The 16,980-nt window shown below is 70.8% G+C and carries 24 protein-coding genes and 1 pseudogene; 17 read left to right on the top strand and 8 right to left on the bottom strand.

Going from position 1 to position 16,980, the window contains the following annotated elements; all coding sequences use genetic code 11:
* The first annotated feature begins 1 nt into the window (after position 1).
* Positions 2-625 carry an RNA polymerase sigma factor gene (locus ACFY6U_RS27200; protein ID WP_390042307.1) on the top strand — a complete coding sequence of 208 codons (624 nt, stop codon included), beginning with the start codon at positions 2-4 and terminating at the stop codon, positions 623-625.
* On the opposite strand, the gene ACFY6U_RS27195 is transcribed toward ACFY6U_RS27200, so the two are convergent.
* Together ACFY6U_RS27195 and ACFY6U_RS27190 are read right to left on the bottom strand one after the other, a co-directional pair.
* A complete protein-coding gene (locus ACFY6U_RS27195) occupies positions 622-984 on the bottom strand; it encodes a DsrE family protein (protein WP_294005152.1) in 363 nt (120 codons plus the stop codon). The two genes, ACFY6U_RS27200 and ACFY6U_RS27195, sit on opposite strands and share 4 nt — an antisense overlap.
* A 40-nt stretch (positions 985-1,024) precedes the next feature.
* Positions 1,025-1,309: pseudogene (locus ACFY6U_RS27190) on the bottom strand (LUD domain-containing protein); the annotation flags it as partial.
* A 149-nt stretch (positions 1,310-1,458) separates the two neighbouring features.
* Here ACFY6U_RS27190 and ACFY6U_RS27185 point away from each other — a divergent pair.
* Together ACFY6U_RS27185 and ACFY6U_RS27180 are read left to right on the top strand one after the other, a co-directional pair.
* Positions 1,459-1,692, top strand: a complete 234-nt coding sequence (locus ACFY6U_RS27185; RefSeq protein ID WP_390042305.1) for a hypothetical protein — start codon at positions 1,459-1,461, stop codon at positions 1,690-1,692.
* 118 nt (positions 1,693-1,810) lie between these two features.
* On the top strand, positions 1,811-2,407 hold the full coding sequence (locus ACFY6U_RS27180; protein WP_390042303.1) for a hypothetical protein: 597 nt from the start codon (positions 1,811-1,813) through the stop codon (positions 2,405-2,407).
* Positions 2,408-2,451: 44 nt separating this feature from the next.
* Here ACFY6U_RS27180 and ACFY6U_RS27175 read toward each other — a convergent pair whose 3' ends face one another.
* Together ACFY6U_RS27175 and ACFY6U_RS27170 are read right to left on the bottom strand one after the other, a co-directional pair.
* Positions 2,452-2,685: a hypothetical protein gene (locus tag ACFY6U_RS27175; protein WP_390042302.1), complete on the bottom strand. Its 234-nt coding sequence runs from the start codon at positions 2,683-2,685 to the stop codon at positions 2,452-2,454.
* Positions 2,682-3,050: a hypothetical protein gene (locus tag ACFY6U_RS27170; protein WP_390042300.1), complete on the bottom strand. Its 369-nt coding sequence runs from the start codon at positions 3,048-3,050 to the stop codon at positions 2,682-2,684. Before ACFY6U_RS27170 ends, ACFY6U_RS27175 begins: the two co-directional genes overlap by 4 nt.
* A gap of 176 nt (positions 3,051-3,226) precedes the next feature.
* Here ACFY6U_RS27170 and ACFY6U_RS27165 point away from each other — a divergent pair, with 176 nt between their 5' ends.
* Together ACFY6U_RS27165 and ACFY6U_RS27160 are read left to right on the top strand one after the other, a co-directional pair.
* The gene (locus ACFY6U_RS27165; protein ID WP_390042298.1) at positions 3,227-4,069 is read left to right on the top strand and encodes a helix-turn-helix domain-containing protein; all 843 of its coding nucleotides are present in this window, start codon (positions 3,227-3,229) and stop codon (positions 4,067-4,069) included.
* Complete coding sequence (locus ACFY6U_RS27160) at positions 4,051-4,323, top strand: DUF397 domain-containing protein (RefSeq protein ID WP_390042296.1); 273 nt, start codon at positions 4,051-4,053, stop codon at positions 4,321-4,323. Before ACFY6U_RS27165 ends, ACFY6U_RS27160 begins: the two co-directional genes overlap by 19 nt.
* Here ACFY6U_RS27160 and ACFY6U_RS27155 read toward each other — a convergent pair.
* Positions 4,313-4,861: a TetR/AcrR family transcriptional regulator gene (locus tag ACFY6U_RS27155; protein WP_390042294.1), complete on the bottom strand. Its 549-nt coding sequence runs from the start codon at positions 4,859-4,861 to the stop codon at positions 4,313-4,315. The two genes, ACFY6U_RS27160 and ACFY6U_RS27155, sit on opposite strands and share 11 nt — an antisense overlap.
* Before the next feature lie 126 nt (positions 4,862-4,987).
* Between ACFY6U_RS27155 and ACFY6U_RS27150 the strand changes: the two genes are divergently transcribed.
* Entirely contained in the window at positions 4,988-5,728 is a 741-nt protein-coding gene (locus tag ACFY6U_RS27150; RefSeq protein ID WP_390042292.1) for an SDR family oxidoreductase, read from the top strand.
* Positions 5,729-5,837: 109 nt separating this feature from the next.
* On the opposite strand, the gene ACFY6U_RS27145 is transcribed toward ACFY6U_RS27150, so the two are convergent.
* On the bottom strand, positions 5,838-6,695 hold the full coding sequence (locus tag ACFY6U_RS27145; RefSeq protein ID WP_390042442.1) for a LysR substrate-binding domain-containing protein: 858 nt from the start codon (positions 6,693-6,695) through the stop codon (positions 5,838-5,840).
* A gap of 89 nt (positions 6,696-6,784) precedes the next feature.
* Between ACFY6U_RS27145 and ACFY6U_RS27140 the strand changes: the two genes are divergently transcribed.
* The 8 genes from ACFY6U_RS27140 to ACFY6U_RS27105 all read left to right on the top strand — a co-directional run bounded on the left by ACFY6U_RS27140 (position 6,785) and on the right by ACFY6U_RS27105 (position 12,775).
* Positions 6,785-7,264 (top strand): cupin domain-containing protein, encoded by a 480-nt coding sequence (locus ACFY6U_RS27140; RefSeq protein WP_390042290.1) that lies wholly within the window; start codon positions 6,785-6,787, stop codon positions 7,262-7,264.
* A complete protein-coding gene (locus ACFY6U_RS27135) occupies positions 7,261-7,620 on the top strand; it encodes a DoxX family protein (RefSeq protein WP_390042288.1) in 360 nt (119 codons plus the stop codon). Before ACFY6U_RS27140 ends, ACFY6U_RS27135 begins: the two co-directional genes overlap by 4 nt.
* A gap of 234 nt (positions 7,621-7,854) precedes the next feature.
* Positions 7,855-8,526, top strand: coding sequence for a hypothetical protein (locus tag ACFY6U_RS27130; protein WP_390042286.1), 672 nt, complete (start codon positions 7,855-7,857; stop codon positions 8,524-8,526).
* Positions 8,523-9,452: a hypothetical protein gene (locus tag ACFY6U_RS27125; protein ID WP_390042284.1), complete on the top strand. Its 930-nt coding sequence runs from the start codon at positions 8,523-8,525 to the stop codon at positions 9,450-9,452. Before ACFY6U_RS27130 ends, ACFY6U_RS27125 begins: the two co-directional genes overlap by 4 nt.
* Positions 9,449-10,480: a hypothetical protein gene (locus tag ACFY6U_RS27120; protein WP_390042282.1), complete on the top strand. Its 1,032-nt coding sequence runs from the start codon at positions 9,449-9,451 to the stop codon at positions 10,478-10,480. Before ACFY6U_RS27125 ends, ACFY6U_RS27120 begins: the two co-directional genes overlap by 4 nt.
* Before the next feature lie 232 nt (positions 10,481-10,712).
* Positions 10,713-11,288: an FABP family protein gene (locus ACFY6U_RS27115; RefSeq protein ID WP_390042280.1), complete on the top strand. Its 576-nt coding sequence runs from the start codon at positions 10,713-10,715 to the stop codon at positions 11,286-11,288.
* A gap of 34 nt (positions 11,289-11,322) precedes the next feature.
* Positions 11,323-11,799, top strand: a complete 477-nt coding sequence (locus tag ACFY6U_RS27110; RefSeq protein WP_350779213.1) for a transcriptional repressor — start codon at positions 11,323-11,325, stop codon at positions 11,797-11,799.
* A gap of 10 nt (positions 11,800-11,809) precedes the next feature.
* A complete protein-coding gene (locus ACFY6U_RS27105) occupies positions 11,810-12,775 on the top strand; it encodes a YgfZ/GcvT domain-containing protein (protein ID WP_390042278.1) in 966 nt (321 codons plus the stop codon).
* A 27-nt stretch (positions 12,776-12,802) separates the two neighbouring features.
* On the opposite strand, the gene dtd is transcribed toward ACFY6U_RS27105, so the two are convergent.
* On the bottom strand, positions 12,803-13,228 hold the full coding sequence (gene dtd, locus ACFY6U_RS27100; protein ID WP_294005195.1) for a D-aminoacyl-tRNA deacylase: 426 nt from the start codon (positions 13,226-13,228) through the stop codon (positions 12,803-12,805).
* A 157-nt stretch (positions 13,229-13,385) separates the two neighbouring features.
* Between dtd and ACFY6U_RS27095 the strand changes: the two genes are divergently transcribed.
* The 3 genes from ACFY6U_RS27095 to ACFY6U_RS27085 all read left to right on the top strand — a co-directional run bounded on the left by ACFY6U_RS27095 (position 13,386) and on the right by ACFY6U_RS27085 (position 16,662).
* Complete coding sequence (locus ACFY6U_RS27095; protein ID WP_390042276.1) at positions 13,386-13,979, top strand: aerial mycelium formation protein; 594 nt, start codon at positions 13,386-13,388, stop codon at positions 13,977-13,979.
* A gap of 130 nt (positions 13,980-14,109) precedes the next feature.
* A complete protein-coding gene (locus ACFY6U_RS27090; protein ID WP_390042274.1) occupies positions 14,110-15,354 on the top strand; it encodes a GNAT family N-acetyltransferase in 1,245 nt (414 codons plus the stop codon).
* Between the two features lie 387 nt (positions 15,355-15,741).
* On the top strand, positions 15,742-16,662 hold the full coding sequence (locus ACFY6U_RS27085; protein ID WP_390042272.1) for a winged helix-turn-helix domain-containing protein: 921 nt from the start codon (positions 15,742-15,744) through the stop codon (positions 16,660-16,662).
* A 14-nt stretch (positions 16,663-16,676) separates the two neighbouring features.
* On the opposite strand, the gene ACFY6U_RS27080 is transcribed toward ACFY6U_RS27085, so the two are convergent.
* Complete coding sequence (locus ACFY6U_RS27080; protein WP_093501330.1) at positions 16,677-16,868, bottom strand: hypothetical protein; 192 nt, start codon at positions 16,866-16,868, stop codon at positions 16,677-16,679.
* Positions 16,869-16,980: the final 112 nt, after the last annotated feature.

Below are 16,980 nucleotides of genomic sequence, written 5' to 3'. Positions count from 1 at the left end.
CGTGGACTACTCATTGCACACCCGGATACGGGCCGGCGACCCCGAGGCGTTCCGCGAGCTCTTCCGTGACCACGCCAGACTGGTCCACCGGCACGCCGTGCGGGTGACCGGGGACTGGACCGTCGCCGAGGACATCGTCTCGCTGACCTTCCTGGAGGCGTGGCGGCTGCGCGCCAGGCTGCGGGACGAGGGCGGCAGCCCGCGGCCCTGGCTGATGGGCATCGCCGTGAACGTACTGCGCAACACCACCCGCGCCGCGCGCCGCCACCGGCAGGCCCTGGAGCGTCTGCCGGCCAAGGAGACGGTCCCGGACTTCGCCGACGAACTCGTCGGCCGCATCGCCGATGCCGACGAACTGGCCGCCGCCCAGCGGGCCCTGAAGAAGCTTCGCCGGGGTGAGCGCGAGGTCTTCACGCTCTGCGTGTGGTCCGGGCTCGGCTACGCGGAGGTGGCGGCCGTGCTCGGCGTCCCAGGCCGACGGCATCAAGCCCGGCACGGTCATCGAATCCACCGCCGTGCTGGAACGGGCCGTCGTCGACGCGCAGAAGCAGCGCCCCGGCGCACAGGGCACCCGCGCGTGAGAACGCGATCGCCCCGTTGGGCAGTCCTGAAGCCGGCCGTCTAGTACACGAGCGCCTGCACCCCGTCCGCCATCGCCTCCTGCACGAAGACCTGCGCGCCCGCGATCCGTACGCCCTCGATGACGTCCTTCTCCGTGATGTCCCGGCGGGCCGCGCACTGGGTGCAGAGGGTGAGCGTGCCGCCCGCGAGGATCGAGTCGACCAGGTCGGGGAGCGGGGCCGCGTGCGGGAGCTCGAACTCGGCGGCCCGGCCCGGCAGGGCGAACCACGCGGACTCGCCGGTCAGCCACATCGACACCTCGACGCCGCTCGCCACGGCCACCGCCGCCACCGTGAACGCCTGCGAGCACCGCTCGGGGGCGTCCGCCCCCGCCGTCACCTTGATCACCAGCTTCTTCGCCATGCCGGAAGCGTAACCACCGACCAGGACCCGCCGCGTCCGGTCAGTATCCGACTGCCTCCCGGAGCAGCAGCACCGTGCCGCGCCCGGGGCGGGGCTCCGCGTTGAGGACGAGCAGCCGGTTGACGGCGCTGGGTGACCCGTACACCTCCCGGGCGCGGGCGTCCTCCAGCGGGAGGGCGTGTTCCTCGACGCGGCGCAGCGCCGTGTTCAGGTCGGGCACCACCTTCTGCGCGCCGACGACCCAGACCGCGTGGGCCGCCCCGCCGGCGTTGGCGGGGAGCTGGCTGCCACTGCCCGAGGCGAGGACGAGCGAGCCGGTCTCGGTGACCGCGGCGACGCTGTTGACGACGTACTCGGGACTGGCGAGCGGCGTGGGAGGCCAAGGACATCGACGCCCTGATCGGTCTGCTCGACCCCGACGCCACCGCGACCGCCGACGGCGGCGGGCTGGCCGTCACCCACCTCGACCCGATCGTGGGCGGTGAGCGGATCGCCCGTGCCTACGCCGAGATCGCCCGCGTGGCGGGCCACCGCACGACGTTCCTGGAGTGCACGGTCAACGGCCGGCCCGGCCTGGTCGCCGAGCAGGACGGCGCCGTCGCGACCGTCTTCGCCTTCGAGGTCGCGGGCGACCGGATCAGGCACATCTGGGCGGTACGGAACCCGGAGAAGCTCCGGCCCTGGCGGCTCGGCCCGAACCAGCTCTGATCAGACGGTGAACGCGGCGCAGGCGTCGATGCGCCCCGAGGGGTGGGGATCCGACGGGTTCTCGGCCACAGTGGACGTACCCGGTCGAGGGGAAGCCGGGGCGGGGGAGGGGCGACCGATGGCGGAACCCGATCTGTTCGCGCTGGAAGCCGTCGTGGTGGGGCAGCCGAAGCGTTCGAAGTGGCGCACGTACAGGGGCCCCGCCCTGGCCGCGTCCACCGTGGAGGGGACCCCGCTCGCCGAGGTCACGGACATCGACCACCTGCACTTCGTCCTGACGAGAACGTCCGGCGAGGTCGTCGTCCGGATCGAGAAGCGTTCCTGGGGCGAGCCGTTCCAGCAGTTCGGGCCGGTGCGGTTCCACTTCGCCGACGGAGCGGACCGGGAGATCGGCACCGCCGGTGCCCGTGGACTCGTCAAGTCGCGGCAGCTGAGCCTCCGGACGGAACAGGGACGCCGACTCCTCCTCACACGGCTGAGTGCGGCGTCGGTCGAATGGCGCCTCACGGAGGCCGACCCGGAAAGCGGCGACCCCGCGCCGGAGATCCTCGGCCGGGTCGAGGTGAGCACCATCGACCCGTGGCTCGGGTTGCAGCAGTACGTCGTCGAAATGACGCCCCGCCTGGACGCCTCCGAACGGCGGACCTTCGTCGCCTCGGTCGTCTGTCTGCACCTGATCCGCCGCCCTCCGGGCGAGGGCTCCGGGGTGGCGTGAGTGCGCCGCAGCCGACGGGCGACGGCAGGCGCCCGCCGAACGGCTCACGCCGGCGTGAGCACCGCGTAGTCCGCGAAGACCCGCCGGTACCGCATGTGCCGCGTCTCCTGCGTATGCCTGCGCTGCCACTCCTCCACCTGCGCCGGATGCCCGCACACCCCCGACTCGGCCCCGCAGTCCTCCTCGTCCCCCGACACGCACCGTGCCGCGTACTCGGGTGCGGCACCCGCGTCCTGCACGATCACGTAGGGCACGTACCGGAAGACACGGCGGTTCACGAGTGCTCCGCCCGCTGGTGCTGGCGCAGCAGCACGTTCGCGTCGGTGGCCGCGCTGTGGTCGTGCGCGGCGCGGGCGGTCTCCCGCCGGTCGTCGAGGTGCGTGCACTCGGCGCAGCCGGGCACGGGCCACGGCGGGCGGCTGAGGTCCTCGGGATCCGGCGGCACGGCCCAGGTACGGCCGTTCGCCGCCCGTACGCCCGCACTGAGCCGCTCTCTGTCGGTGGCCGGCCGCAGCGTCGACGGATGGGCCTGCCACTCTCTCCCTCCCCCCACGGGACGCAGCATCGCGTACGGCCCCGACTGGTCCCGGTACTCGCCGACCTGGTCGGTTGCGGTGTCGTAGAGCAGGGTTCCGGGCTCCATGGCATTCGCTCCTTTTGTCCAACATCTATACGAAATGCGAGAGTTGGACTACTCTGCGTGTCGAGGCTGCTACGAGGATGGCCGGGAGGTGGGGTCGGCGCGCCGAGGAGGGGCGGTTCTTCCCCGTCTGGCGGCGCTAATTCCACAAATTCCACGGGGAGTCCGGGAGGGGTGCGGTGCCGCAGAGGCGGGTGGTGACGGGACGCAGTCAGGAGCCGAGGCAGCGGTTCGCGGAGGAGTTGCGGTTGCTGCGGGCGGAGAAGGGGGTGAGCTTACGGGAGCTGGCCGAGGAACTGGGCTGGGACGCGTCCAACTTCGGGAAGATGGAGAGCGGGCGGACCCTGGGGAGCCCGGAGGTCGTGGAGGCGCTGGATCAGGTCTATGGGACGCCTGGGCTGTTGCTGGCCTTGTGGGAGTTGGCGGTTGGGGACCCGTCGCAGTTCAAGGAGCAGTACCGGCGGTACATGGTGCTGGAGGCGGAGGCGACCAGCCTGTGGCACTACGCCGTGAGTTCGCCGCCGGGTTTGCTTCAGACGGCTGGATACGCCCGTGAGGCGCTAGCGGTGGGTTGGATCGAGGGCGCCGAACTGGAGCAGCAGGTAGAGGCACGGGTAGGGCGTCGCCAACTGCTGGAGGGTGACGATCCGCCGATGTTCCGCGTCATCTTGTCTGAGGCGGTGCTCCACACGTCGCTGCGCGACACGAGGGCGTGGCGGGAGCAACTGGAGCACCTGGCGCAAGCCGCCGAGCGGCCGAACATCACGCTTCAGGTGCTGCCGTTCAGCGCTGGACCACACGGCCTGATGAATACCTCGGTGAAGTTCCTGCGGTTGCCGGATGGCCGTACGGTCGCCTACACCGAGAACGACCTGCGTGGTGAACTGGTAGAAGAAAACACCTCAGTTGAGCTGCTACTGCGTAGGTACGATGCGATGCGCGACCTGGCGCTTTCACCGGCCGAGTCACGCAAGTTCATCCTGCGGATGTTGGAGGAAGTGCCATGCGAGCCGTCGACCTGAGTGGCGTCACGTGGCGCAAGAGCAGCTACAGCAACACAAGTGGCGGCGATTGTGTCGAAGTCTCCGACGATCTCCTCGGCACCGCCTCTTGGCGCAAGAGCAGCTACAGCAACTCCGACGGCGGCGAGTGCCTCGAAGTCGCCACCGACATCCCCTCCCTCGTCCCCGTCCGTGACAGCAAGGCCCCCTCCCTCGGGACCCTCCTCTTCGAAGCCTCCGCCTGGGCCGCCTTCGTCGACGGAGTCAAGCGCTGACCTTCAGCCCGTCCAGGGTGAGGTCGAGCAGGCGCTCGGCGCGTTCACGTTGTTCGGGGCTCGCCGAGGTGAGGGCGATGCCTTCGAGGGCGGTGGCCAGGTCGGCGGCGCTGATGTCCGTGCGGATCGTCCCGGCGGCCACGCAGGGGTCCATCAGCGCGGTGATGGCGGCCAGGATCATGTCCCTGCTCCGGCCGTAGGGGTTGTTTCCCGTCGCGGCGATGGCACGCAGGGCGTCGGCCATGCCGTACTTCGTGGTGACGTAGTCCAGGAAGAGGCGGGTCCAGGCGCGCAGGGCCTCGTAGGGCGGCTTGGCCGCGAGCAGACCGGGCGCGGCGTCGCAGAGCTGGGCCACCTCGTTGCGGTAGACGGCCTCGATCAGGGCCTCCCGGGTGGGGAAGTTGCGGTAGAGGGTCGCGCTGCCCACGCCCGCCTCTTTGGCGATGCGCTCCAGGTGCACGTCCAGCCCCTCCACGGCGAACATCCGCACCGCGGCCGCGAGGATCTTGTCTCTGTTGCGCTGGGCGTCAGCTCGCAAGGGTTCTCCTTCGGCTTGCTAAGTGGGGGTGCCTCCACTTAGTGTCCGGGATAAGTGGTGGCGCCTCCACTTTCATCGTAGGCCATGGTTTGGCCTGCGCCTGTCCCGCTTGGAAGGGCGTTGATCATGTCATCAGGGATCGAGGGCAAGGTCGTGGCGATCACGGGTGCCAGCAGTGGCATCGGCGCGGAGACGGCGGCCTACCTCGCGGAGAGAGGGGCACGGCTCGTCCTCGGGGCCCGGCGGGAGAACCGGCTGAACGAGGTCGTGGAACAGATCACGGCGAAGGAGGGCTCCGCCGTCGGGGTCGTGGTCGACGTGACGCGCCGTGCGGACCTCAAGCTCCTGACGGACACGGCGGTCGACCGGTTCGGGCGGCTCGACGTCCTGGTCTCCAACGCCGGCACGATGGCGGTGTCGCCGTTCGACGAACTGCGCCAGGACGACTGGGACGCGATGGTCGCCACGCATGTCACCGGTCTGCTGAACGGTATCGGGGCGGCACTTCCGGTCTTCCGGCGGCAGCGCTCCGGCCACTTCGTCAACGTCGCCTCCACCGCGGCACATGTCGTGAAATCCCCGCAGGGCGTCTACGCGGCCACCAAGACGGCGGTGAAGGTGCTGACCGAGGGGCTGCGGCAGGAGTCGGGACCCGACCTGCGGGTCACTCTGGTCTCACCCGGGTTCACCGACACCGAGGGGGTCGGCAGGGGAGGCAGCCCCGAGGCGGCGGCAGCGCTGGCCCGGCAGCGCGACGAGATCGCCATGCCTCCCTCCGCCGTCGCGTCCGCGATCGGTTACGCGATCGAGCAGCCCGCCGGCATCGACATCGGCGAGATCGTGATCCGGCCGACCGTGCAGGCCTGACGCCGGACGGCGCCTGCGCTCCAGCCGGGCATGGTCACCCGTTCAGCACGTGCCTCCATCCATGCCGCCGTACGGGGAAACGGTCGAAAGGGCGTAGGGAACCCCGCTGTCAGTCGTGGTGGCGATAGGCCGCGACCGCCACCCGCACGAACGACCGCAGCAACGGATTCCCGTCCCCCTCAGCCCAGGCCACCACCGCCCGGCTCGGCGGCATGTCGGCGACCGGTACGACCGTGAGCCCGTCGCCCGGGTCGTGGCCGGCCAGCGTCATGCCCACCGTGCCGTTCCAGAGCACCGCCTGCCGGCACTCCTGGACGGCCCGCACGACCGGCCCCTCCCGCGCCTCCCCGCCGTTCCAGTACGACTGCCAGAGCGGGTCCGTGCCCTCCGGGAACCGGAACCAGCGCCGGTCGGCGAGCTCGGCCAGCTCCAGGCTCTCCCGGCCGGCCAGTGGATCGTCGGCCCGGAGCAGCGCCCCTACCGGATCGGCCCGCAACTCCCTGACCGCCAGCCCTGTTCCGTCGAACGGCGCGCGGGTGAGAGCGACGTCGACGGCGCCGGCGTGCAAGCCGCACGTGGGGTCCGTCAGGTCGGTCTCGCGGATGCGGATCTCGACGCCCGGGTGGCGTTCGCGGTACGCGCGGGCCAGCCGCCGTACCCCCGGATCGGTGCTGTCGCCGAGAAGGCCGACGGTCAGAGCCGCGGTCCCCGCCGCCGTCGCGACCCGCACGCGCAGCCGGTCGGCCTGGTCGAGCAGCGCGCGGGCCTCGTCGAGGAGGACGGCCCCGACGGGGGTCAGCGCGACCCCTGCCGGCGACCTCTCGAGGAGCCGTGTCCCGACCTCGGTCTCCAGTGCCTTGATCGCGCGGCTCAGCGGGGGCTGGCTCATATGGAGCCGGGCGGCGGCCCGGCCGAAGTGGAGTTCCTCGGCGACCGCCACGAAATAGCGCAGCGTCCGTAGCTCCATACGCTCCATACAGCAACGATACCGATCGGGTATCGGGTCGGTGGAACAGGTCTTGGACGGCTGGACCGCCCTGGGCGTCGAATCGGAGCATGACGACTCACGACAACAACGTCCATCCCGCGGTATCCGTCGTCGGGCCCGGCGACGGCGAGGTGCTGATGCTCGGCACCACCCGGATGCGCGTCCTGGAGGACGGCCGTACCACCGGCCACCGCCTCGGCCTCGCCGAGTCCGTCCTCGCGCCGCACACCCCCGGTCCGCCGCAACACCGGCACGCCCGGCACGACGAGGGCTTCTACGTCGTCTCCGGCTCGGTGCGCTTCACCGTCGGGGACGAGGAGTACGACGCCACGGCCGGAACCCTCGTCATGGTGCCGCCCGGCGCCCCGCACACCTTCGCCAACGTCACCGGCGAACCGGCCGTCATGCTCAGCACGTTCACCCCCGACCTGTACGTGCAGTACTTCCGGGACCTGCGGGACCTGTTCGCCACCGGTGAGCCGCCGAGCCCGCAGGCGAGCACCGAGGTCATGAGCCGCTACGCCACCGAGCCGGCCACCTCCTCATGAGCGTCGCGTACTGGGTGGTGGCCGGTCTGCTCGCCCTCTTCTACCTCTACGCGGGCGGGCTGAAGGTCGCGGGGAGCAGGGAGCGGCTGCTGCCGATGATGGCGTGGGTGGACGGCACGCCGATGCCGGCCGTGCGGGCGATCGGGAGCGTCGAGGTCCTCGGCGCGGTTGGCCTGGTCCTGCCGCGTCTGACCGGCGTCGCGCCCTGGCTGGGCCCGGCCGCCGCCGTCGGGTTCGCCGTGCTCCAGGTCGGCGCGGTCAGGGTCCACCTGAGGATGGGGGACCGCCAACTGGCCCTCAACCTCACGCTCTTGCTCGCGGCGGGGGCGGCTGCCTGGCTGGCGGCGGTGTCCTGATCGTAATTAATCCTTGTACAACTCATTGAACGGACCATGAGTCTCCTGTGGCGCGCGGATCAAGGAATCCGTGCTCCCGTTTGTGCACAGGGGGATGAAATGGACGTACCAGATACACCGCCGGAACCTCGGCCAGAAGCACCAGAAGAAATAGCGCCGGAATCGCTTCCGGAAGCCCCGCCCGGACGAGGTCGGAGTGCGGGCCGTACCGCCGCGCTGATCGCCGGTGCCGCCGTGCTCGGCGTCGTGGCCGGCACCTGCGTCGGCTACCTCGTCCAGGCCGACCGGACGCCCACCGCCCTGCCGTCCCTCTCCCAGCCGTCGGTCGCGCAGGCGAAGGGCGCCGGTCCGGAACCGCTGTCGGCCGCCGAGGACCGGAAGGTCAAGGTCGACGGCGACCTGCGCAAGCTGCTGCTGAAGAAGCCGAGCGGGGCGCGCAAGGGGCTGTACACGGTGGGGACCGACGGCTGGATGGACCTGACCGAGTACGCGGAGACCTTCGACAAGCCGGCCGTGGCCTTCCGCAACCTGATCGCCGAGGACGACTTCCGGCGGGCGGCCGCCACCAACTGGCGGGAGGGCAGCACCTACAGCGTCGAGATCCGGCTGATCCAGTACCGCCAGGAGGAGTCCGACGGGGCTGCCGAGGACGCGGCGTCGAACGCGTACTTCTGGGCCGACTCGGCGGCGCAGGACACCGAGAGCTGGCCGGTCCCCGGCACCGGTGACGGCATGGCGTACGTCCACCACAAGCCCGACAGCAAGCCGGGCTACCTGGACATGTACTCGGCCGAGGCACACGCCTGGCGCGGTGACATCGCCATGGAGATCTGGGTCTACGACACGAAGCCGATCCCGAAGGCGAAGATCATGGATCTGGCGAAGCGGCAGATGGAGCGGCTGTGAGCGAGCAATCCGTGAACCCCGAGTCGGCGGTGCCGGAAACGGCCGTTCCCGAGCCGGCGGTCCCCGAACCGGCGGCCCCCGTGGCCGTTCCCGAGCCGACGGTCCGCGTGGCCGTTTCCGAGCCGACGGTCCCCGAGGCCGCTTCCGACGTACCCCTCCCCGCCCCTGACGCTGACGCTGCGGCCCCGGCGGCGCGGCCCCGGCGTCGTATCGCCGTCTTCGCCACCGTCGGCGTCCTCGCCGCGGCCGTCGTCGCGGGTGCCGCCTACACGGTCGTGACCGTGCGTGCCGCGGACCGCGACCCCGGTGCCCCGGTCTGGAGCCTGCCCAAGAAGTCCGAGGGCGCGCGGGCGGCGACGGAGACCGGTCTGCGGGGGATGCTGCTGCCGTACGAGAAGGACCGCTACAGGCGGGGCCCTGACGTGGCCGGATTCGGCTCGGACGTGCAGTTGAGCGGCGCCCAGGCCACCGCGCTGCGCAAGGAGTCGGTCCAGGACCTGCCGCGTTCGCAGCGCCAGGAGATGGACCGGCAGATCGACAAGAACCCGGTCAAGGGCATGGTGATGCGCAGCTACGTGCACACCGCCGGTGCCGACGGCGACGAGTACACGCTGGGCGTCCAGCTGGCCCAGATGGAGAACCGGGCCACGGTCCGTACCATTGCCAACGCCGAGCGGGAGTTCTTCGACTCGCTGGACATCTTCCGGAAGGGCCCGGAGATCGCGGGGTACAAGGACTCGACCGCGTGCTTCCTGCCGCCGGCCGACTCGGGCGAGAAGCTCGACTCGATGATCTGTTACGGCTACGTGGGGGACGTCCTGGTCACCGCCACGGCCAGCGCGGCCAAGCCGCTGGACACGAAGAGCGCGGCGGACATGCTGCACGCCCAGCTCGAACGGATCAAGGACCCGGGGGCGGCCGTATGACCACCGAGACGAACACGAACACGGACCCGAGCGAGGACCCGAACACGGCCTCCGCCGCGCTCCCGGCCTCCGCTCCGGCTCCGGCTGCGGTTCAGGCTGCGGCCGCGGCTCCGGCTGCGGCCTCGGCCCCGGAACCGCTCCCGGCCCCGGCTCTGGCTCCGAACCCGTTCCCGGCCCAGGCCCAGGCCCCGGCCCAGGCCCCGGCCACGCTGCCGGGCCCCGACCCGCTCCCGGCCCCGGACGTCGCGGAGCCCGTGAAGAAGGACCGGCGGCTGTTGCGGGCGACGCTCCGCTGGGTCGCCGCCGTCGCCGTCTTCGGCGTCGTCGGGACCGGCACGGCGTACGGCATCACGCGGCTCGACCGCACCGACGTACCCGGTCTCGCCACGCACTCCGACGGCCGCTGGACGTACCCCGTCCTCGTGAAGCCCCCGCTGCCCTCCGGCAGCCCCGGTCCGAACGACGACACCCGCAACCCGGCCGGAACCCACTACGCCGACCTGCGGAAACTGGTCCTTCCGGCGCCGGAGGGCGCCACCGCCGACGCCGCACTCAAGGGCACGGACGGCTGGCTGCCGACGAAGGGCTTCCTCGCCGAGTTCGCCACCGCGGACGACCGCGACGAGCTGCGCCAGACGCTCGTCGACAACGGCCTGCGGCACATCGCGGCCCGCGGCTGGACCACACCCGACGGCACGCACACCCGGATCTACCTGCTGCAGTTCGACACGGCCGCCGTCGCGGAGGCGATCCTCAACGGGAAGCTCATGAGCCAGGCCGCGCCGACCTACGCGCTGCGCGACGGCGACCAGTACGAACTCGACGGGAAGTTCCCGGACCCGGCCAGGATCGAGCACGTCCTACTGGCGCCCTACACGGAGCTCAAGCCCTACGGCGCCCGGCAGGCCCGGCAGGCCTACCTGGCCTCCGGCGACACCGTCGGCGTGATCATCCAGTCCCGGAAGGGCAGCGCGCCCGCCGTCCCCTTCGAGCAGACGGTGACCCTGCAGAGCGAGCTGCTGGACTGACCCCGCAGGGGTACACCTCGCCAAGAGCGCCGGGCCCGGGCCGCGTAAGCTGGGGCCCGGCTCTTGTACGTACGCCCGCCCTCGCTCAAGGAGCACCCGTGGAAGCCTTCTTCGAAACCCTGCTGGTCCTGGTCTGCGTCGGCGTCCTCGCCTTCGCCTGGCTGGCCGTGAAGAAGCTGTACCAGGGCCAGCGCTGAACCGAGTCCGAGCCCGAGTCTAGGAACCACCACCCATGATCGAGATTCCGTCCGACCTGCACAGGGACCTGGTCCCGCTCGCCTTTCTGCTCGGCAGCTGGGCCGGCGCCGGTGTCCACGACTTCCCGGGCTCCGAGAAGTGCAACTTCGGCCAGGAGGTCACCTTCAGCCACGACGGACGGGACTTCCTGGAGTACCACTCCCACACCTGGGTGCTGGACCACGACGGGAACAAGGTCCGCCCGCTGGAGTCGGAGTCCGGCTTCTGGCGCATCGACGCCCACCGCAAGGTCGAGGTCACGATGGTCCGCGACGACGGCGTGATCGAGATCTGGTACGGCGAGATGGCCGACCAGAAGCCCCAGATCGACCTTGTCACCGACGCCGTCGCCCGGACCGCCGCCTCCGCCCCGTACAGCGGTGGCAAGCGCCTCTACGGCTACGTCAAGAGCGACCTGATGTGGGTCGGCGAGAAGCAGACCCCCGAGGTCGAGCTGCGCCCCTACATGTCGGCGCACCTGAAGAAGGTCGTCACCCCGGAGGACGTCGAGCGCTGGGCCAAGGCCCTCCCCGACGACATGCCGGACGACGGCATCGCGTTCTTCAAGTAGTACTGGATTTCGGAAGTAGTCCTAGACTTTCGGTGTGGTGAGCACCGACTGGAAGAGCGACCTCAGGCAGCGCGGCTACCGGCTGACGCCGCAGCGGCAACTCGTGCTCGAAGCCGTGGACACCCTTGAGCACGCGACCCCCGACGACATCCTCGGTGAAGTGAGGAAGACCGCGTCGGGGGTCAACATCTCGACGGTCTACCGGACCCTGGAGCTCCTGGAGGAGCTGGGGCTGGTCAGCCACGCCCATCTCGGGCACGGTGCGCCGACGTACCACCTCGCCGACCGGCACCACCACATCCACCTGGTCTGCCGCGACTGCGAGAACGTGATCGAGGCGGACGTGGCGGTGGCCGCGGAGTTCACCGCCAAGCTGCGGCGCGACTTCGGCTTCGAGACGGACATGAAACACTTCGCGATCTTCGGGCGTTGCAAGGACTGCACGCTGAAGAGAGCCAAGGCGGCATCCCCCGCGTCCGCGTCCGTCCAGAGTTCAATTACCGAGTCGTAGGCTTATGCATATGAAGAGCCCCCTGCTGTCCCTGCCCGGCGCGGTATCCGCCGAGGGCGTGGACGAAGGCGTCGCCGCGCACTACGGCGACCTGTTCCGCGAGCAGCGCGCCCTCGCCGACGGCGCCGGTTTCGTCGACCTCTCCCACCGGGGGGTCGTGGCCGTCACCGGCGAGGACCGCCTCAGCTGGCTGCACCTGCTCCTCACCCAGCACGTCAGCGAGCTGCCGGCCGGCGAGGCCACCGAGGCGCTGATCCTCTCCGCGCACGGCCACATCGAGCACGCGCTGTACCTGGTCGACGACGGCACGACCGTCTGGGCCCACGTGGAGCCGGGCACCCAGGAGGCGCTGATCGCCTACCTGGAGTCGATGAAGTTCTTCTACCGGGTGGAGGTCGCCGACCGCACCGCCGACTTCGCGGTCGTCCACCTGCCCGCCGGCTCGATCGCCGAGGCCCCGGAGGGTGCCGTCGTGCGCGAGACGGCGTACGGCCGTGACCTCTTCCTGCCCCGTGCCGACCTGGAGGCGTACGCCGGGAAGGCGGGCCCGGCCGCCGGGCTGCTCGCCTACGAGGCGCTGCGCGTCGAGCACCACCGGCCCCGGCTCGGTTTCGAGACCGACCACCGGACCATCCCGCACGAGCTGGGCTGGATCCGCACCGCGGTCCACCTCCAGAAGGGCTGCTACCGCGGCCAGGAGACCGTGGCCCGGGTGCAGAACCTCGGCAAGCCGCCGCGCCGCCTGGTCTTCCTCCACCTGGACGGCAGCGAGGTGCACCTGCCGCCGCACGGGACCGAGATCCGGGTGGCCGACGAGGGCGAGGACGGCCGGAAGATCGGCTTCGTGACGACGTCGGTGCGCCACTTCGAACTGGGGCCGGTGGCCCTGGCGTTGGTCAAGCGCAACGTTCCGGCGGACGCCCGGCTGGTCGCGGGGGAGACGGCCGCGGCGCAGGAAGTGATCGTCGAGCCGTAGGGCCGCCGCGGGTTCCTTCTCCGCCGCTCACATCTCCAGCAGGACGGTGAACGGGCCGTCGTTCGTCAGCGACACCCGCATCTGAGCCCCGAACCGCCCGGTCGCCACGGTCGCCCCCAGCGACCGCAGCTGCGCGACCACCTCGTCCACCAGCGGCTCCGCCACCTCGCCGGGCGCCGCCGCGTTCCAGGTCGGCCGCCGCCCCTTGCGGGCGTCGCCGTACAGCGTGAACTGACTGATCACGAGCAGCGGCGCGTCGACGTCACTGCACGACCGCTCGTCCGCCAGCATGCGGATCGACCAGAGCTTCCGGGCGAGTTGGGCCGCCTTCTCCTTGGTGTCCTCGTGGGTCACCCCGACGAGCACGCACAGGCCCTCGCCCTCGATCGCGCCCACCGTCTCGCCGTCCACGACGACGCTCGCGCCGTCCACCCGCTGTACCACCGCTCGCATGCGCACCATCATGCCCGGTGCCCACATGCACCTCGCAAGGGCCTATTTTGGATCCTTAACGTCCCAACTAGGGCCGTTCGGGGGCACTCGGTCACATTGCGGCCACTTGGGGTGGCACCATGCTTCCACACGCCGGTCGAGGGGACGGTTGAGACGTATGAGCACACCGAGCACCGGGCGACTGAAGACGCAGGGCACGCAGAGCGTGCAGAGCCTGCCCCGGCCGCCCGCACAGCGCGGCGAGGACATCCCGCTGCCGGCGGAGCCGCCGGAGCACGACCTGGCCCGCCTGAGCCTGCCCGAACTGCGCGTCCTGCGCCGGGACGCGCAGCGCGACGAGGCCGACCTGAGCTACGTACGGCGGCTGCTCCAGGGCCGTATCGACATCCTGCGCGCGGAACTGGCCCGCCGCTCCCCGGCGGGCGCGGCCGCCGTGGTGGACCGGCTCCCGGAGATCCTCACGGACGCCCCGGCCCGCCACCGCTCCTCCGCCCGCCACGTCACCCTCGGCACCCCGCACAACGAGGAGTACGGCAGGCTGGCGGCCGACATGCTGGCCGAGGTCGAACTCTCCGACCTCCAGGCCCGCACGGACACGGAGCTGACGGCGGCGATGGGCCGCCTGGTCGGCTACGAGCAGGAGGTGTCGCGGCGAAGGCAGCGCCTGCAGCGGACGGCGGACGATTCGAGCGGGGAGATCACGAGGCGCTACCGGGAAGGCGAAGCCCAGGTCGACGATCTGCTGACCTGAGGCTGACCGTTTGGGGGCGCCGGGGGTACCCCCGGCCGAAGGCTGGGGGAGGAACTGCGCGACCAGCCCCCACCGGCCCGCACCCGAAATTCAATCGGCACCACCCCCACCCAACACCTACCGTGCTGTCATGACTGACGCCGTCGAAGTCCGCCCCATAACCGAACCCGAACTCGCCGACTGGCACCGTGCCCTGTCCACCGGCTTCCTCCAGCGCCCCACCCTCTCGGCAGAGCAACTCGACGCCCGCCGGAGGCAGTTCGTGCCGGGCAGACTTCTCGGCGCCTTCGACGGCCCCCGCTGCGTCGCGACGTTCCGCTCCTTCGACCAGGAGCTGACCGCGGTCGGCGGCGCGACCGTCCCCGCCGACGCCATCTCCAACGTCACGGTCACCGCCACCCACCGCCGCCGCGGCCTGCTCACCCGCATGATGAGCCAGGACCTGGCCGCGGCGAAGGAGCGCGGAGACGTGGTCGCGACCCTGATCGCCGCCGAGTACCGGATCTACGGCCGCTACGGCTTCGGCCCGGCGACCACGCTGACGGAGTGGACGGTCGAGGTCCCGCGGACCGGCCTGGACCCGCGCTGGGCGCGCCCCGAGGACGGCGGCCGGATCGACCTCGTCGACGGCGAGGACATCCGCAAGCTCGGCCCCGACCTGCACGAACGCATCCGCCGCAGCACCCCGGGCGCGGTCAGCCGCAGCGAGCTGTGGTGGCAGTTGCGCACCGGCGTGGTCCGTTTCGACGAGGAGTGGAAGGAGCCCTACTTCGCGGTGTACCGCTCGGCGGCCGGCGAGGTGGAGGGCATCGCGTCCTACGAGTCGGACGACAACTGGCAGGGCAAGCAGCCGTACGACACCGCCGACGTGCAGTGGCTGCTCGGCGCCACCCCGGCGGCCGAGCGCGCGCTGTGGCACTACCTGTGCTCGATCGACTGGATCACCAGGGTGAAGAGCGGCTGGCGGTCGCCGGACGACCTGCTGCCGCACTACCTTCCCGACCCGCGCGCCGCGCGGATCGCCAACCAGGCGGACTGGCTGTGGGTGCGGATCCTGGACGTCGTACGGGCCCTGGAGGCGCGGACGTACGACAGGGCCGGGTCGCTGGTCCTGGAGGTGGCGGACCGGCAGGGGCTGGCCGGCGGCCGGTTCCGGCTGGACGCCTCCCCCGATGGGGCGTCCTGCACCCCGACCACCGACGCCCCCGACCTCGCCCTCGACATCGCCGAGCTGGCGAGCGTCTGGCTCGGTGACCAGTCCGTGGCGCGGTTGCACGCCCTCGGACGGGTCCAGGAAGAGCGAGTGGGCGCCGCCCGGGAGGCCGACGCCCTGTTGCGCGCGTCCGGGCGGCCTTGGTGCCCGGACATCTTCTGAGGCGCTCCTTCCTCCCGGGGACGGTGCCTGAATCACCTGTGTTCACTTGTGGCTGTGCTGTTGTGACTGTGCTGTTGTGACTGTGCTGAGCCGTGCTGCTCATCCGTAGCGAGCTGTGAAGTTGTGGCTGTGCGGGTCTGCCTGTGTTCGGTTGTCGGTGTTCAGTTGTGACTGTGCCGGTCGTGCTGGCCGCGCGCCCCGACGGCCGGCCCAGGTGGACCGGGCTCCCGGCTCCCCTCCGGAAGGGAACCCGGATGGCCAACCGTCGAGGAAGTATGACCATGTCGCTGGAGTTGGTGACCAACTCCACAGTACTTATCTCCACTTGGATGCGACTCATAACCACCTTCCCGTGAACTGCCGAAAGATGGCGGGAAGTTGTACTGTTTGTCCGTGGACCCGGAACACGCCTCCGTCAATGGACGGAAGAGGTCACAGCGGCCTCAGGCGTCACACCACGAGGTGGCCGACGAGCTGCGCACCCGGATCAGGTCCGGGGAGCTGCGGCCGGGCCAGCGCATGCCCACGCAGGCCAAGCTGGCCGACGAGTTCGGCGTCGAGCGCGGGGCGGTGCGGCAGGCGCTGCGCATCCTGCAGTCCGAGCATCTGCTCACCAACGTGTCGAAGGGTGCTCCGGCGACGGTGGCCGCGGGTCCGGGCCGGGTACGGCTCGCCGTGGGACCGGAGGCGCCGCCGCAGCCGACCATGGTGGCCCTCACCCCGCGCATAGAGGCGGCCTTCGCGGCCTCGCACGTGAGGATCGACGCGCTCTGCCTGACCTCGGTCTCGCTCAACCTCGCGCTCGGCGGGCCGCTGCGGCTCATCCACGCGGGGCGGCTGGAACCGGCCAAGATCGACGTCCGGGTGCTGCTGCCGAGCCGGAACATCGACCTCGCGTTCCCGACGGCGGTGGTGGCCGACGCCTCGGCCGGGGACGCGGTGCACGACCGCTGGCTGGCCCAGCGCAACGCACAGGGCCAGGTGCTGCGGCACAACCTGCTGGCGCTGCGCGCCACGCACGGCATCGACGTGCACGTCACCTTCCGGGCGCTGCCCTTCACCCCGCCGGTCAAGCTGTACCTGCTCAACGGGGCGGAGGCGCTGTTCGCGTACTACACGCTGGGGCGCCACGAGCGGGAGATCGACCACGAGCACCTGGAGACGTACGACGCCGAGGGCACGCGGTCGATGCTCTTCGCCTTCGAACAGGGCGCGGGGCTGCGGGACACCACGTTCGTGGACCAGTCCACACGGTGGTTCGACGCCCTGTGGGAGACGATCAGTTCGGAGCTGCACCTGACGGCGTAGGACCGCCCCCGTACCTACAGGGCGGGGCCGGCGAGCATCAGGGCGAGCAGGACGGCACCGGCGGAGCTGAACGCCGGGCTCTTGGCCTTGATGCCCACGGTGAGCAACAGCAGGCCGATAATGCCAGTGGCACCGTACTTCGACTGGACCATCTGCTCGAAGCCGATGACGAAGACGGCGGAGAGGAGAGCGAGGGCGGCGGGCATGGTGGTTCCCCCCATCAGTCGGGAAGCAAGGCTTCCGCCAACTCAACCAAGTTGGTTACCAACTCTGATTAAGTTGTCCCCAGTTGGCCACTACTTATAAACAACCTTCAAA

Origin of the sequence: Streptomyces sp. NPDC013157, assembly GCF_042899865.1 — a bacterium.
Taxonomy (GTDB): Bacteria; Actinomycetota; Actinomycetes; order Streptomycetales; family Streptomycetaceae; genus Streptomyces.
Note: the sequence above shows the minus strand (reverse complement) of the source record. Positions and strands in the feature narration are given on the sequence as shown.

Bases quoted from the DNA above. Each gene is read 5' to 3' on its own strand.
- ACFY6U_RS27195 (WP_294005152.1), bottom strand. From the start codon at position 984: ATGGCGAAGAAGCTGGTGATCAAGGTGACGGCGGGGGCGGACGCCCCC.
- ACFY6U_RS27180 (WP_390042303.1), top strand. From the start codon at position 1,811: ATGGCGGAACCCGATCTGTTCGCGCTGGAAGCCGTCGTGGTGGGGCAG.
- ACFY6U_RS27170 (WP_390042300.1), bottom strand. From the start codon at position 3,050: ATGGAGCCCGGAACCCTGCTCTACGACACCGCAACCGACCAGGTCGGC.
- ACFY6U_RS27160 (WP_390042296.1), top strand. From the start codon at position 4,051: ATGCGAGCCGTCGACCTGAGTGGCGTCACGTGGCGCAAGAGCAGCTAC.
- ACFY6U_RS27150 (WP_390042292.1), top strand. From the start codon at position 4,988: ATGTCATCAGGGATCGAGGGCAAGGTCGTGGCGATCACGGGTGCCAGC.
- ACFY6U_RS27145 (WP_390042442.1), bottom strand. From the start codon at position 6,695: ATGGAGCTACGGACGCTGCGCTATTTCGTGGCGGTCGCCGAGGAACTC.
- ACFY6U_RS27140 (WP_390042290.1), top strand. From the start codon at position 6,785: ATGACGACTCACGACAACAACGTCCATCCCGCGGTATCCGTCGTCGGG.
- ACFY6U_RS27135 (WP_390042288.1), top strand. From the start codon at position 7,261: ATGAGCGTCGCGTACTGGGTGGTGGCCGGTCTGCTCGCCCTCTTCTAC.
- ACFY6U_RS27120 (WP_390042282.1), top strand. From the start codon at position 9,449: ATGACCACCGAGACGAACACGAACACGGACCCGAGCGAGGACCCGAAC.
- ACFY6U_RS27115 (WP_390042280.1), top strand. From the start codon at position 10,713: ATGATCGAGATTCCGTCCGACCTGCACAGGGACCTGGTCCCGCTCGCC.
- ACFY6U_RS27105 (WP_390042278.1), top strand. From the start codon at position 11,810: ATGAAGAGCCCCCTGCTGTCCCTGCCCGGCGCGGTATCCGCCGAGGGC.
- dtd (WP_294005195.1), bottom strand. From the start codon at position 13,228: ATGCGAGCGGTGGTACAGCGGGTGGACGGCGCGAGCGTCGTCGTGGAC.
- ACFY6U_RS27095 (WP_390042276.1), top strand. From the start codon at position 13,386: ATGAGCACACCGAGCACCGGGCGACTGAAGACGCAGGGCACGCAGAGC.
- ACFY6U_RS27090 (WP_390042274.1), top strand. From the start codon at position 14,110: ATGACTGACGCCGTCGAAGTCCGCCCCATAACCGAACCCGAACTCGCC.
- ACFY6U_RS27080 (WP_093501330.1), bottom strand. From the start codon at position 16,868: ATGCCCGCCGCCCTCGCTCTCCTCTCCGCCGTCTTCGTCATCGGCTTC.